The 12,757-nt window shown below is 66.5% G+C and carries 16 protein-coding genes; 10 read left to right on the top strand and 6 right to left on the bottom strand.

What is annotated here, in order from left to right; translation table 11 throughout:
* Positions 1 to 55 precede the first annotated feature (55 nt).
* The 7 genes from hisA to tatC are packed head-to-tail and all read left to right on the top strand — an operon-like array spanning position 56 to position 3,832.
* Positions 56 to 805, top strand: a complete 750-nt coding sequence (gene hisA / locus IPM80_06540) for a 1-(5-phosphoribosyl)-5-[(5-phosphoribosylamino)methylideneamino]imidazole-4-carboxamide isomerase (protein MBK8958081.1) — start codon at positions 56 to 58, stop codon at positions 803 to 805.
* Positions 805 to 1,572, top strand: a complete 768-nt coding sequence (hisF, locus tag IPM80_06545) for an imidazole glycerol phosphate synthase subunit HisF (protein MBK8958082.1) — start codon at positions 805 to 807, stop codon at positions 1,570 to 1,572. The genes hisA and hisF overlap by 1 nt, the downstream gene beginning before the upstream one ends.
* Positions 1,569 to 1,976 carry a phosphoribosyl-AMP cyclohydrolase gene (gene hisI, locus IPM80_06550; GenBank protein MBK8958083.1) on the top strand — a complete coding sequence of 136 codons (408 nt, stop codon included), beginning with the start codon at positions 1,569 to 1,571 and terminating at the stop codon, positions 1,974 to 1,976. The genes hisF and hisI overlap by 4 nt, the downstream gene beginning before the upstream one ends.
* A complete protein-coding gene (locus IPM80_06555) occupies positions 1,969 to 2,289 on the top strand; it encodes a phosphoribosyl-ATP diphosphatase (protein MBK8958084.1) in 321 nt (106 codons plus the stop codon). Before hisI ends, IPM80_06555 begins: the two co-directional genes overlap by 8 nt.
* 35 nt (positions 2,290 to 2,324) lie before the next feature.
* Entirely contained in the window at positions 2,325 to 2,543 is a 219-nt protein-coding gene (gene tatA / locus IPM80_06560) for a twin-arginine translocase TatA/TatE family subunit (GenBank protein ID MBK8958085.1), read from the top strand.
* Positions 2,544 to 2,552: 9 nt separating this feature from the next.
* Positions 2,553 to 2,948 (top strand): twin-arginine translocase subunit TatB, encoded by a 396-nt coding sequence (tatB, locus tag IPM80_06565; GenBank protein MBK8958086.1) that lies wholly within the window; start codon positions 2,553 to 2,555, stop codon positions 2,946 to 2,948.
* Positions 2,949 to 2,989: 41 nt separating this feature from the next.
* Positions 2,990 to 3,832, top strand: coding sequence for a twin-arginine translocase subunit TatC (gene tatC, locus IPM80_06570; GenBank protein MBK8958087.1), 843 nt, complete (start codon positions 2,990 to 2,992; stop codon positions 3,830 to 3,832).
* Here the strand turns inward: tatC and IPM80_06575 are convergent.
* Both IPM80_06575 and rpiA read right to left on the bottom strand, forming a co-directional pair.
* A complete protein-coding gene (locus IPM80_06575; protein MBK8958088.1) occupies positions 3,812 to 4,012 on the bottom strand; it encodes a DUF2905 domain-containing protein in 201 nt (66 codons plus the stop codon). The two genes, tatC and IPM80_06575, sit on opposite strands and share 21 nt — an antisense overlap.
* Positions 4,013 to 4,019: 7 nt before the next feature.
* Positions 4,020 to 4,679 (bottom strand): ribose-5-phosphate isomerase RpiA, encoded by a 660-nt coding sequence (gene rpiA / locus IPM80_06580; GenBank protein ID MBK8958089.1) that lies wholly within the window; start codon positions 4,677 to 4,679, stop codon positions 4,020 to 4,022.
* 58 nt (positions 4,680 to 4,737) lie between these two features.
* On the opposite strand from rpiA, the gene ilvA reads away from it, so the two are divergent.
* Genes ilvA through IPM80_06595 form a run of 3 tightly spaced genes read left to right on the top strand, consistent with a single transcriptional unit; the run spans position 4,738 to position 7,347 of the window.
* Entirely contained in the window at positions 4,738 to 6,252 is a 1,515-nt protein-coding gene (gene ilvA / locus IPM80_06585) for a threonine ammonia-lyase, biosynthetic (protein MBK8958090.1), read from the top strand.
* Positions 6,249 to 6,917 carry a class II aldolase/adducin family protein gene (locus tag IPM80_06590; protein MBK8958091.1) on the top strand — a complete coding sequence of 223 codons (669 nt, stop codon included), beginning with the start codon at positions 6,249 to 6,251 and terminating at the stop codon, positions 6,915 to 6,917. Before ilvA ends, IPM80_06590 begins: the two co-directional genes overlap by 4 nt.
* Positions 6,883 to 7,347, top strand: coding sequence for a VOC family protein (locus IPM80_06595; protein MBK8958092.1), 465 nt, complete (start codon positions 6,883 to 6,885; stop codon positions 7,345 to 7,347). Before IPM80_06590 ends, IPM80_06595 begins: the two co-directional genes overlap by 35 nt.
* 121 nt (positions 7,348 to 7,468) lie before the next feature.
* Here IPM80_06595 and trpC read toward each other — a convergent pair whose 3' ends face one another.
* From trpC to IPM80_06615, 4 genes are all read right to left on the bottom strand, one after another.
* Complete coding sequence (gene trpC, locus IPM80_06600) at positions 7,469 to 8,260, bottom strand: indole-3-glycerol phosphate synthase TrpC (GenBank protein MBK8958093.1); 792 nt, start codon at positions 8,258 to 8,260, stop codon at positions 7,469 to 7,471.
* A gap of 15 nt (positions 8,261 to 8,275) precedes the next feature.
* A complete protein-coding gene (gene trpD, locus IPM80_06605) occupies positions 8,276 to 9,301 on the bottom strand; it encodes an anthranilate phosphoribosyltransferase (GenBank protein ID MBK8958094.1) in 1,026 nt (341 codons plus the stop codon).
* A 7-nt stretch (positions 9,302 to 9,308) separates the two neighbouring features.
* Complete coding sequence (locus IPM80_06610; GenBank protein ID MBK8958095.1) at positions 9,309 to 9,902, bottom strand: aminodeoxychorismate/anthranilate synthase component II; 594 nt, start codon at positions 9,900 to 9,902, stop codon at positions 9,309 to 9,311.
* Between the two features lie 295 nt (positions 9,903 to 10,197).
* Complete coding sequence (locus IPM80_06615) at positions 10,198 to 12,567, bottom strand: MCP four helix bundle domain-containing protein (protein MBK8958096.1); 2,370 nt, start codon at positions 12,565 to 12,567, stop codon at positions 10,198 to 10,200.
* Positions 12,568 to 12,757 lie beyond the last annotated feature (190 nt).

The following is a 12,757-nucleotide window of genomic DNA, read 5'->3' on the forward strand; positions in this document are numbered from 1 at the left end:
CAAGTAAAAAACAGCAAACCTAAGCCCCGCTCTGTCACGACGCCGCCCCTGTCCCATGTTGCTGATCCCGGCCATCGATATCAAAGACGGTAAATGCGTCCGCCTTCGGCAGGGCGACATGAACCGCGACACGGTTTACTCCGACGATCCGCTGGCGATCGCCAGGCGGTGGGTCGCGGCAGGCGCGAGACGCCTGCACATCGTCGACTTGAACGGTGCCACCGACGGCAAACCGGTCAACCACGAAATCATCCATGCCATCGCCGAACACTGCCCGGATGTGCCCATCCAGGTCGGCGGAGGCATCCGCGACGAGGACACCATCCAGCGCTACCTGGATGCCGGCGTCAGCTACGTCATCCTCGGCACCAAGGCCGTCACCGCGCCGCACTTCGTGTCCGACATGTGCCTGGAATTTCCCGGCCACATCATCGTCGGCTTGGACGTACGCGACGGCAAGGTGGCCATCGACGGCTGGTCCAAGCTGTCGCGCCACGATGCCATCGACCTCGCCCTGCATTTCCAGTCCGACGGCGTCGAGGCCATCGTCTTCACCGACATCGGCCGCGACGGCATGATGAGCGGCCTGAACATGGACGCCACCGTGGCTTTCGCCCGTGCCCTGACCATCCCGGTCATCGCCTCGGGCGGCGTGACCAATCTCGACGACATCCGCGCCCTGTGCGCGGTGGCCCACGAGGGTATCGAAGGCGCGATCACCGGTCGCGCGATCTACGAAGGGTCCCTGGATTTCTCCGCCGCACAAGCGCTCGCCGACGAGCTGTGTGGCGGCAAGACCGGCTGATGGGCCTCGCCAAGCGGGTGATCCCGTGTCTGGATGTCGATGCCGGACGCGTGGTGAAGGGCGTCCGCTTCGTCGATATCCGCGATGCCGGCGACCCGGTGGAAATCGCGCGTCGCTACGACCGCGAAGGCGCCGACGAAATCACCTTTCTCGACATCACCGCCTCCAGCGACGCGCGCGAGACCATCGTGCACGTGGTCGAGGCGGTCGCCGCCCAGGTCTTCATCCCGCTCACCGTCGGTGGCGGGGTACGCACTGTCGCCGACGTGCGCCGCCTGCTGAAGGCGGGCGCCGACAAGGTCGGCATCAATACCGCGGCGGTCAACAACCCGGCTTTCGTCGCCGAGGCCTCCGCCAAGTTCGGCGCGCAATGCATCGTGGTCGCCATCGATGCGCGCCGCGTCGGCGACGACCCCTTGCGCTGGGAAGTATTCACCCATGGCGGCCGCAAGCCTACCGGTCTCGATGCCGTGGCCTGGGCGGTACGCATGGCCGAGGCCGGCGCCGGCGAGATCCTCCTGACCAGCATGGACCGCGACGGTACCCGCGACGGCTACGACGTCGAACTGACGCGCGCGGTGGCCGACGCCGTGCCGATCCCGGTGATTGCCTCGGGCGGCGTCGGCGGACTCGACCACCTGGTCGACGGCATCCGCCAGGGCCATGCCGACGCGGTACTGGCAGCCAGCATCTTCCATTTCGGCGAACACACCGTGGGCGCCGCCAAGGCGCGGCTCGCGGCGGCCGGCATCGAGGTTCGGCGGTGAGCTGGCAGGATGCCGTCAAGTGGGACAAGGACGGCTTGGTGGCGGCAATCGCCCAGGACGCCGACAGCGGGCGCGTGCTGATGGTCGCGTGGATGAACCGAAATGCCCTGGAAGCGAGCTTACAGGAAGGACGCGCGGTCTACTGGTCGCGCTCGCGCGGCCGGCTGTGGCGCAAGGGCGAGGAATCAGGCCATGTGCAGCTGATACGCGAGCTGCGTCTCGACTGTGACGGCGACGCCGTCCTGATGCGCGTGGAACAGCTTGGGGGAATCGCCTGTCACACCGGACGGGAGTCGTGTTTTTACCGCGTGTTCAACGACGGCGAATGGCGCGAAACCGACGCCGTGCTGCGCGACCCGGCGCGGATTTACGGCACGACGGACGAGGAGAAGAGCGGTGAGTGATGTTCTCGAACGACTGGCGCAAGTCATAGACGAGCGTCGCGGCGCCGATCCCAAGTCCTCCTACGTGGCCGGGCTGTTCGACGCCGGCCTCGACAAGATCCTGAAGAAAGTCGGGGAAGAAGCGGCCGAGACCATCATCGCCGGCAAGGGCGGTGATGCGGCGCAAATCGTATACGAGACTGCTGATTTATGGTTTCATTCGGTGGTTCTGCTCAAATTCAAAGGCATCGAACCGTCGGCTGTATTGGCTGAGCTCGAACGCAGATTCGGGCGCTCGGGCGTCACTGAGAAAGCGGAGCGCGCGGCGAAGTAGGCCCGCATCCCGTCACACACGCTCAACAGGAGAAAATCATGGGCTTTTCTATTCAACATCTGATCGTGGTGCTGATCATCGTCATCCTGTTGTTCGGGACCAAGAAGATCAAGAACGTCGGCGCCGACGTGGGCGGCTGGATCCGCGATTTCAAGAAAGCGATGCGCGAGGATACCGCGGAAGAAACCGCGGCCAAGCCCGACAACGGCAAGGTCATCGAAGGCGAAGCCCGCACCGAACACGAGCGCGTCTGACGCCCACCCATGTTCGACGTCGGTTTCTGGGAACTCGCGCTGATCTTCGTCGTGGCGCTGGTGGTGGTCGGCCCGGAGCGCATGCCCGGCCTCATCCGCACCACCGGCCAATGGCTGGGACGCATGCAGCGCGTGGCGCGTGAGCTGCGCTCGGAGTTCGAGCGCGAAGCGCACACCCAGGAGTTCAAGGCCTTGAACCGCGAGTTCCTGGAAGAAGACCGGCGCCTGAAGGAACTGGCGCGCAACCCGCTGGGCGCGCCCACCTCGCGCGAGGCGGCGCTGGAGCAGGCCGCGGCGGCCGAGCCGGCGCCCCTTGCCGAAGCGGCCGCTGGTGAACCCGCCGACGCAGTTGCCGTGGCCACGACTCCCGCCGCCCCCGCGAGCAAGGCCGGCGATCCGGCCTGAACCGCCACCCACGCACGCGCGCGCGCATCGCGACTTCGGCCATGTCAGACTCCAAAGACCTGCAAGCTTCGTCCGCTTCCGCGTCGTCGTCGGAAGGCAAGCCGGAAGGCGGCGAACAGACTTTCATATCGCATCTGATCGAACTGCGCTCGCGGCTTCTGCGCGCGATTGCCTGTGTGGGCGTGGTGCTGCTCTGCATGCTGCCGTTCCAGAACCAAATCTATTCATGGCTGGCCGCGCCGCTGCTGGCCAAGATGCCCGGTGGCACCAGCATGATCGCGACCGAGGTCGCGTCGTCGTTCTATGCGCCGTTCGTGCTGACCGCCTTCGCCGCGCTGTTCGTTTCGATTCCCTTCGTGTTCTACCAGGCGTGGGCTTTTGTCGCGCCCGGGCTGTACCTCAATGAACGGCGCCTGGCGCTGCCGCTGCTGATCTCCAGCACCGCGCTGTTCTACATCGGCGTGGCGTTTTGCTACTACGTGGTGTTTCCGCTCGCTTTCGGCTTCTTCACCACCACCGCGCCGGAAGGCGTGACGGTGATGACCGACATCAGCAAGTATCTCGACTTCGTGATCAAGATGTTCCTTGCCTTCGGCTTTGCCTTCGAAGTGCCGGTGGCGACCTTCCTGGTGGTGCGCACCGGCATGATCAGCGCGGCGGACCTGGCCGAGAAGCGTCGCTACGTGATCGTGGCGGCTTTCACCGCCGGCGCCATCCTGACGCCGCCCGACGTGTTCTCGCAGTGCATGCTGTCGATTCCGATCTGGATGCTTTACGAGGTCGGATTGCTGTTCGCGCGCTACGTCGTCAAGTCCGAAGAAGAACCGAACGAAGACGATGGCGGCACCGACATGGAGCCGGCCTCAACGGCGGAAAAACCATAGCGCGAGGCTCGCCAGCGCGCTGATCGCGAGGCAGCTCACCCATGGGAAATAGAAGCGCGAGTGCTCGCGCTCGATGACGATATCGCCCGGCAGACGCCCGAGCGGCAGCTTGGACAGCCACGGCCAGGCCAGGCCCACCACCACCAGCAGCAAACCGACAGCGATGAGCCAGCGGCCCATGACGGCCCTAGACCAGCGTGTCGACGCCGTGGTCGGTGCCGATCAGCAGGACGTCCGCCGGCCGGCGCGCGAACAGGCCATTGGTCACCACGCCCGGAATGTGATTGATGGCTTCCTCGAGGGTCACCGGGTTGTCGATGGCGAGGTTGTGCACGTCGAGGATGAGGTTGCCGTTGTCGGTGGTGAAGCCGGCGCGCCACTCCGGTGCGCCACCGAGCTTGACCAGCTCGCGCGCGACGAAGCTGCGCGCCATGGGGATGACCTCGACCGGCAGCGGAAAGGCGCCGAGCCGTGCGACCAGCTTGGAATCGTCCATGATGCACACGAACTTGAGGCTGGCCTGGGCGACGATTTTCTCGCGCGTCAGCGCGCCGCCGCCGCCCTTGATGAGGTGCCGATGGCGATTGGCCTCGTCGGCGCCGTCGACATAGACCGGGATGTCGCTGACCGCGTTGAGCTCCAACACCTGGATGCCATGGCCGCGCAGACGTGCCGCGCTGGCTTCGGAACTCGCCACCGCGCCATTGATGCGTGCCTTGCGCGTGGCCAGCGCGTCGATGAAATAGTTGGCGGTGCTGCCGGTGCCGACGCCGACGATGTCGTCGTCCATCACGTAGGCCAGCGCCGCTTCCGCGGCCGCGCGTTTCTTGTCGTCCTGCCCCGCCATGGCGTCTCAACTCCGCATAAGAATCGGTTTTGGAAGGCGCAAATGTTATCTTAAGCCCATGCTCGATAACTACGTGAAGATGATCCTGCGCGCGCCGGTGTACGACGTTGCGCGCGAAACGCCGCTGGACGAGGCGCCCGCCATTTCGCGGCGTCTCGGCAACCGCGTGCTCCTGAAACGCGAAGACATGCAGCCGGTGTTCTCGTACAAGATCCGCGGCGCCTACAATCTCATGGCCTCGCTGTCGGCCGATGAACTCGGCCGTGGGGTCATCACCGCCTCGGCCGGCAACCATGCGCAGGGCGTGGCGCTGGCGGCGCGAGTGCTGGGTACGCGCGCCACCATCGTCATGCCCAAGACCACGCCGGAGATCAAGATTGAATCGGTGCGGCGTCTCGGCGCCGACATCGTCCTGCACGGCAACACCTACGACGAGGCGAGCGAACACGCGCACAAGCTCGCCGACACGCGCGAACAGACCTACATTCCGCCCTTCGACCATCCGCTCGTGATCGCCGGCCAGGGCACGGTGGCAATGGAGATCCTGCGCCAGCACCAGCGTGGGCTGGGCGCGATCTTCGTGCCGGTCGGCGGCGGCGGCCTGATTGCGGGCGTGGCCGCCTACGTCAAGGCACTGGCCCCGGAGATCCTGGTCATCGGCGTCGAGGCCGACGAAGCGGCCTGCATGAAAGCGGCGCTGGACGCCGGCGAGCGCGTGATGCTGGAACGCATCGGCATCTTCGCCGACGGCGCCGCCGTGCGCCAGGCGGGTGTCGAGACCTTCCGCATCGCGCGTGAACTGGTCGATGAAGTGCTGACGGTGTCCATCGACGAGATCTGCGCGGCGGTCAAGGACATCTTCGAAGACACGCGCGCCATCGCCGAACCGGCCGGCGCGCTGGCGCTGGCGGGCTTGAAGCAATACGTCAAACGCGAAGGCACGCGCCAAGCCAACCTGGTCGCGATCTTGAGCGGCGCCAATGTCAACTTCGATCGCCTGCGGCATATCGCCGAGCTTGCCGAACTCGGCGAACGGCGCGAGGTGCTGATCGGCGCCACCATCCCCGAACGACCCGGCAGTTTTCGCGAGTTCTGCCACGCGCTGGGTCCGCGCCTCATCACCGAGTTCAACTACCGTTACAGCGACGACGCCGAGGCCACGGTATTCGCCGGCGTGCAGGTCAAGGACCGCGACAGCGAGCGCCATGCGCTGATTGCCAACCTGCGCGACAAGGGCTACGCGCCCATCGACATGACCGACGACGACGTGGCCAAGATGCATGTGCGCTTCATGGTTGGCGGTCATGGCAGCGGCGTGAAGAACGAGCGTCTGCTGCGTTTCGAATTCCCCGAGCGGCCCGGTGCGCTGCTGCGTTTCCTCACGCACATCGGCCAGCGCTGGAACATCAGCCTGTTCCATTACCGCAATCACGGCGCCGCCTACGGCCGCGTGCTGATGGGCATCCAGGTGCCGGCCGCCGATTACGCGGCGTTCGAAGCCATCATCCGCGAACTGGACATGCGTTTCGAGGACGAGACCGACAATCCCGCCTACCGGCTGTTCCTGAAATGAGCGAGGCGCTGCGCGAGGCCCTGTGCGCGGCGAGTCAGACTCTCGAACGGCTGGGCCTGAACTGCGGCACGGCCGGTAATGTCAGCGTGCGGGTGGACGAGGGATTCATCGTCACGCCGAGCGGCGTCAAGCCCGGCGCGCTGACGCCGGCGGCGATGGTCGCCATGGACCTCGACGGCACGCTCCACGACCCTGCGCAACAGCCGTCCAGCGAATGGCGTTTCCACCGCGATATCTATGCCGCGCGCGCCGACGCCCATGCCGTGGTGCATGTCCATTCGCCCTACGCCACCGCGCTGGCCTGCCAGCGCCGCGACATTCCGGCCTTCCACTACATGATTGCCAAGGCCGGCGGTGATTCCATCCGCTGTTCGGGCTACGCCACTTTCGGCACCCAGGCCTTGTCCGACGCGGCGCTGGTCGCGCTCGCCGGGCGCCGCGCCTGCCTGTTGGCCAACCATGGCATGATCGCGCTCGGCGCCTCGCTCGAGCGCGCCCTGGACATGACCCGCGAAGTCGAAGAACTGGCCAGGCAATACCTGTTGGCCTCGAGCGCGGGCGTGCCGATATTGTTGAGCGCCGCCGAGATGAGCGACGCCCTGCAACGATTCAAGACCTACGGAGCCCGCGATGGCCAAGAGCAAGCAAGCCCCAGCGGCGGTTGAGGAATTCCGTCAGCGCCCGCTGTTCCATCTCGCCTTCCGCGTCAACGACCTGGAAGCGACGCGCAATTTCTACGTCGACGTGCTGGGTTGCCGGGTCGGGCGCAGCAGCGACACCTGGATCGATTTCGATTTCTTCGGTTACCAGATCTCCGCCCATTGCCTCGGCAAGGGCGTGCCATCGCCGACCAACGAAGTCGATGGCCACGACATCCCGATCCCGCACTTCGGGCTCATCATGAGCTGGGAAGACTGGCACCGCGCGGTCGATCACATGAACTACATCGGCGTCAGCTTCCGCGTCGCGCCGCATATCCGTTTCAAGGACCAGCCCGGCGAACAGGCGACCTTCTTTCTCGAAGATCCGTCGGGCAACTGCCTCGAGTTCAAGGCCTTCAAGAGCATCGAGGACGTGTTCGCGACCACGCGTTGATGACCTGTAGGTGCGAATTCATTCGCACACTTGGGCCGCAATGTCAGACTGGAGGAATAAGGCTGCTTTCTGACGGAGGTCTGACATTGGTCCACCCTCGAATGTGCGAATGAATTCGCACCTACAGGGAAAACAATTCCTTCAGCTTCGCGCCCGGATCCTCGGCGCGCATGAACGCTTCACCGACCAGGAAGGCATTGACCGACTGCCCGCGCAGCCTGGCGATGTCTTCGATGGTATTGATGCCGGATTCCGTCACCACCAGGCGATCGTCAGGGATGTCCTTCAGCAGGCCGATGGTGGTGTCGATGTCGGTGACGAAGCGCTTCAGGTCGCGGTTGTTGATGCCTATCATCGGCGTGCGCAGCCGCAGCGCGCGTTCGAGCTCGGTGCGATCATGGACTTCGGTCAGGACGTCGAGACCAAAGTCCTGGGCGGTGCGCGCGAGTTCGTCCATCTGCCCGTCCTCGAGACAGGCGACGATGAGCAGGATGCAATCGGCGCCGAGCGCGCGCGCTTCGGCTACCTGGTAGGGGTCGATCATGAAGTCCTTGCGGATGACCGGCAGTGTGCAGGCCGCGCGCGCCGCTTGCAGGTCGGCATCCTTGCCCTGGAAGAAACGTTCGTCGGTCAACACCGACAGGCAGGCCGCGCCACCGCGTTCGTAGCTCGCCGCGATGGCGGCCGGGTCGAAGTGCTCGCGTATCACGCCCTTGCTCGGCGAGGCCTTCTTGCATTCGGCAATCACGGCCGGCAAGCCCGCGTCCACCTTGCGCATCAGCGCATTGAAAAAACCGCGCGTCGGTCCCGCCGCGCGCGCCGCCGCCTCGACCTCGGCCAGTGCGCGCCGGGCCTTGCGCGCCGCCACCTCGGTGCGCTTGTGGGCCACGATTTCAGTCAGGATGTCACTCATGGGCGGCGTGCTCGTTCAGTGCTTGGGAAAGGAATTGGTGTGGGCGATGAAGCGCGCGAACGCATCGCGCGCCGCGCCGCTGGCCAGCACCTCGCGCGCCCGCGCCAAGCCGCCGGCCAAGTCGGCGGCGAGATCGGCCAGGTAAATGGCGGCGCCGGCATTGAGCGCGACGATATCGCGCGCCGGGCCGGCCTGGTTGTCGTAGACCGCGCGGATGTGGGCGAGGCTCTCGGTCGGGTTCCGGGCGGCGAGGCTCGCCAGCGGCTGAAAGGGGATGCCGAGTTCGCGCGGATCGATGACGAAGCTCGTCACCACGCCGTCGCGCAGTTCGGCCGCGTGGGTCAGCGCGCCGATGCTGATCTCGTCCATGCCGTCCTCGGCGCATACCACCATCGCGCGCGCCACGCCCAGGCGTCTGAGCACCTCGGCGGCGCGCGTCACCCACGAAACGTCATACACGCCCATCAACTGCACCGAGGCATTGGCCGGGTTGGTCAAGGGCCCGAGCACGTTGAACAGGGTACGGGTGCCGAGTTCGCGGCGCGGCACGGCGGCATGGCGCGTGGCGCCGTGATGGGCGGGCGCGAACATGAAGCCGACGCCGACCTTGCGCACGCAGTCGGCGACTTCGGCGGGCGACAAGTCGATGCGCGCGCCGGCCGCTTCCAGCACGTCGGCGCTGCCGCTGGCGCCGGAAGCGGCGCGGTTGCCGTGCTTGGCGATATGGCCGCCGGCGGCGGCCGTCACGAACGCGGCGGCGGTCGAGATGTTGAAGGTGCCGATGCCGTCGCCGCCGGTGCCGCAGGTGTCTATCAGCGGCGCGATGCCGACCTCGACATGCTGCGCGAGTTCGCGCATGACGCTGGCGGCGGCGGCGATCTCGTCGATGGTTTCGCCCTTCATGCGCAGCGCGACGAGCAGGCCCGAGATCTGCGCCGGCGTGGTGTCGCCGCTCATGATGCTGCGCATCACGCTCTGCATGTCTTCGAAGCTCAAGTCGTGGCGGTCGACGACGCGACGGATGGCGGCCTGGATATCCATGATGACCTCAGGCCTGCGCGCGGCCGAGCGCGAAGAAGTTTGCCAACAGCTGGTGACCGTGGTCCGTCAGGATGGACTCGGGATGGAACTGCACGCCGTGCACCGGCAGGGTCTTGTGCATGAGCCCCATGATCTCGTCGAAGCCGCCGTGCTCGTCCTCGGTCCAGGCCGTGATCTCCAGGCACTCGGGCAGGCTCCCGCGTTCCGCCACCAGCGAGTGGTAGCGGGTGGCGGTGAAAGGGTTCTCGAGATCGCGGAACACGCTGGTGCCGTGGTGATGGATGAGCGAGGTCTTGCCATGCATGACGCGCTTGGCATGCACTACCCGTCCGCCAAAGGCCTGCGCGATGCTCTGATGGCCGAGGCACACGCCGAGGATCGGGAATTCGCCGCACAACTCGCGCACCACCGCCATCGAGATGCCGGCCTGGTCCGGGCTGCACGGCCCCGGCGAGATGATGATGAACTCGGGAGCCAGCTCGCGGATGTCATCGAGACCGATGGCGTCGTTGCGTTCGACCCGCACTTCCTGCCCCAACTCGCCGCAGTACTGCACGAGGTTGTAGGTGAACGAATCGTAGTTGTCGATCATGAGGACCATTGCGCGGGTATCCCTTAAATCAATCCGCCGGTATGCCCAGAAGAGACTTCTCGATACCCGGTAAATGGGCGCTCAGCGCGCGAGTGGCGGCCGCCCGCCAGTGACGGCGCGGGGCAATACCGGCGCCGGGCCGGCATTTTCGCCCAGAACGGGCCAACAATGAACCTCGGGCGCGCAGGCCTTGATGGCGCCGCGCTCGGCGTGCGGCCGGGGCAGGGGCTGGGGACGATGGATGCAGGGCGACGGCGCCAAGCGCCGCCGCCGCGAGTCGCAGCTCAAGACTTGCGCGCGCTCCTCACGCGACGCGGAACACCACCACCGCGTCGCCGAGTTCGGCAGCCTGCTCGCGCAAGGCCTCGGCGGCGGCCGCCGCCTGTTCGACCAGCGATGCATTCTGTTGCGTGCTGTGGTCCATCTGCGTGACGGCCTTGTTGATCTGTTCTAGGCCGATGGCCTGCTCGTTGGACGCGGTGGTGATGTCGCCGAGCAAGGTCGACACCGACTGCACCGCCGACACCACCTCGCGCATGGTGTGACCGGCGCTCTCGACCAGCGTATTGCCGCTCGCGACGTTCTCCACCGACACGTCGATCAGGCGCTTGATGTCCTTCGCGGCGGCGGCGCTGCGCTGGGCAAGCGCGCGCACCTCGGCCGCCACCACCGCGAAGCCGCGCCCTTCAGTGCCGGCGCGGGCCGCTTCGACCGCCGCATTCAGCGCCAGCAGGTTGGTTTGATGGGCGATGGTGTCGATGAGGCCGACGATGTCGGTGATGTGCGCCGAACCGCTGGCGATGTGATGCATGGTCTCCACCACCTGTTCGACCACCGCGCCGCCGCGGTGCGCAACGTCGTTGGCCTGGTTGGCGAGCTGCCGCGCGCGTTCGGCGTTGTCGGCGTTCTGCTTGACGGTCGCCGCCAGCTCCTCCATCGCGGCGGCGGTCTCCTGGAGACTGGAGGCCTCGGCCTGGGTGCGGCGCGACAGGTCGAGATTGCCGTCGGCGATTTCCGACGAGGCGGTGCCGATGGTCTGGCTGGCCAGGTGAATGCGGCCGACGATTTCCGCCAGCCGCGCGGCGGTGGTGTTGGCGTCGTGCTTCAGTTCATCGAAGGTGCCTTCGTAGTGGGCGCTGATGCGCGCCGTGAGATCGCCCGCCGCCAGTGCGTGCAGCACGCCCGCGATATCGCCGAGCCCTTGTTCGGACACGCTCATGAGGCGGTTCAGCGCGGCGATGATGTCGCGGAACTCGTACTCGTAGGCGCCTTCATCGGCACGCGCCGAGAAATCGCCGTGCGCGGCGGCGGCCGCCAGTGCGGCGATCTGCTGCACGATGGCGTGCAACTGCTCGACGGTGTGGTGGGTGTCGTCCTTGAGGCGGCCGAACAGGCCGTGGTATTCGCCGTCGATGCGCGCCGACAGGTCGCCGTGGGCGAGCGCGGCGAGCACCCGTGCGACATCCGACAGGCCGCTCTCGGCGACTTCCATGAGACGGTTCTGAGTCAGCACGATGTCGCGGAAGGCGTGATGGAACCGCGCGGCGTCGCCGCGCTGGCTGAAGTCGCCGGCGGCGGCGGCGCTGGCGAGATGGGCGATTTCGCTCTGCACGGCCACGAGGTTGGTTTTGACTTCCGCCATCGCGGTGCTGATGCGCGCCTGCTCGCCCGGCAGCGCGTCCATGTCGGGACCGAAATCGCCGAGCGCGTAGGCGGCAATGGTTTCGGCCATGCGTTCCTGCACGCGCACGTGGCCGCCGACCACTGCGTTGAGGCGCGCCACCATGTCGGCATAGCCGCCCTCGAAGCCGCGCGCATCGACGCAATGGCTGATTTCGCCGGCGGCGTGACGGCGGGTCATGTCGTCCTGCGCGGCGATGAAGGCGCGCAGGCGTTCGAGCATGTGCAGCATGGCGTCGGCGACGCTGTGTTCGCAGCCGGCGCGCACCTCGAGCGCGACATCGAAATCACCGGCGGCGATGCGCTGCGCGACCTCGGCGATGTCGCGCGGTTCGCCGCCGAGCTGCTTGAGCAGCGAGCGGGTGATGAGACCGGCCAGCACCGCGCCGCCCAGCAGGGCGATGAGCACGATGGCGAACATCCAGCGCTGGCCGCTGCGGCTGGCAGCCTTGGCGGCCGCGCCGGCGTCATCCATGGCACGCCCTTGCAGGGCGACGAAATCCGCGACCTTGGCGAGCGTGACGTCGAGGGTCGGCAGCGCCACGTCGGTCATGGTGCGCGCCGCGGCTTCGCGCTGACCGGCGGCCACTTCGCCCATCGCGCGTTCGAGGCCGTTCACCCACGCGCCGCGCTGCGCCTTGATGTCGGCCAACAGCGCGCGTCCGGCCGGCAGGTAGAGCAAGGGTTCCAGCGCGGCGATGGCCTCGCTCACCGCGCGCTTGTTGGTGTCGATGCGCTGCCGGATCGTGACCAGGCGCGCGGCGTCGTTACTCGCGACAGCCTCCAGCGCCAGTCGCGCGTTGCCGCGCATGGCATTGTTCATGGTGTTGGCGAGTGACGCCTTCACCCAGTCCTTTTCGACGATGGTGGCGAGCTTGTGCTCCATGTCGTTCATGTGTTGGAGCGCGATGCCGCCGACGCCGAGCAGCAGCAACAGCACGAAGCCGAAGGCAAGCGCGAGACGGGCGCGGACGGAGAGTTGGTCGTAGTGCATGCAGGCATTCCTCGTGGAGGTCGCGGTCGCGACTGAAGTTGCCACGAGACCCGCGGCCCATTTCGGCCGGCCGCAGGCAAGACACGATCCCTTGAGTCACCGACCGTCAGCGCGGCCGGGTAGCTTCCAGGACCTGTATCGGTATAACCGAGTGCTGTACTTAGGTATTCGATTGACGGCGATCAACTAT

This window comes from Pseudomonadota bacterium (assembly GCA_016719885.1).
GTDB lineage: Bacteria > Pseudomonadota > Gammaproteobacteria.

Bases quoted from the DNA above. Each gene is read 5' to 3' on its own strand.
- hisA (MBK8958081.1), top strand. From the start codon at position 56: ATGTTGCTGATCCCGGCCATCGATATCAAAGACGGTAAATGCGTCCGC.
- hisF (MBK8958082.1), top strand. From the start codon at position 805: ATGGGCCTCGCCAAGCGGGTGATCCCGTGTCTGGATGTCGATGCCGGA.
- tatB (MBK8958086.1), top strand. From the start codon at position 2,553: ATGTTCGACGTCGGTTTCTGGGAACTCGCGCTGATCTTCGTCGTGGCG.
- tatC (MBK8958087.1), top strand. From the start codon at position 2,990: ATGTCAGACTCCAAAGACCTGCAAGCTTCGTCCGCTTCCGCGTCGTCG.
- IPM80_06575 (MBK8958088.1), bottom strand. From the start codon at position 4,012: ATGGGCCGCTGGCTCATCGCTGTCGGTTTGCTGCTGGTGGTGGTGGGC.
- rpiA (MBK8958089.1), bottom strand. From the start codon at position 4,679: ATGGCGGGGCAGGACGACAAGAAACGCGCGGCCGCGGAAGCGGCGCTG.
- ilvA (MBK8958090.1), top strand. From the start codon at position 4,738: ATGCTCGATAACTACGTGAAGATGATCCTGCGCGCGCCGGTGTACGAC.
- IPM80_06590 (MBK8958091.1), top strand. From the start codon at position 6,249: ATGAGCGAGGCGCTGCGCGAGGCCCTGTGCGCGGCGAGTCAGACTCTC.
- IPM80_06595 (MBK8958092.1), top strand. From the start codon at position 6,883: ATGGCCAAGAGCAAGCAAGCCCCAGCGGCGGTTGAGGAATTCCGTCAG.
- trpC (MBK8958093.1), bottom strand. From the start codon at position 8,260: ATGAGTGACATCCTGACTGAAATCGTGGCCCACAAGCGCACCGAGGTG.
- trpD (MBK8958094.1), bottom strand. From the start codon at position 9,301: ATGGATATCCAGGCCGCCATCCGTCGCGTCGTCGACCGCCACGACTTG.
- IPM80_06610 (MBK8958095.1), bottom strand. From the start codon at position 9,902: ATGGTCCTCATGATCGACAACTACGATTCGTTCACCTACAACCTCGTG.
- IPM80_06615 (MBK8958096.1), bottom strand. From the start codon at position 12,567: ATGCACTACGACCAACTCTCCGTCCGCGCCCGTCTCGCGCTTGCCTTC.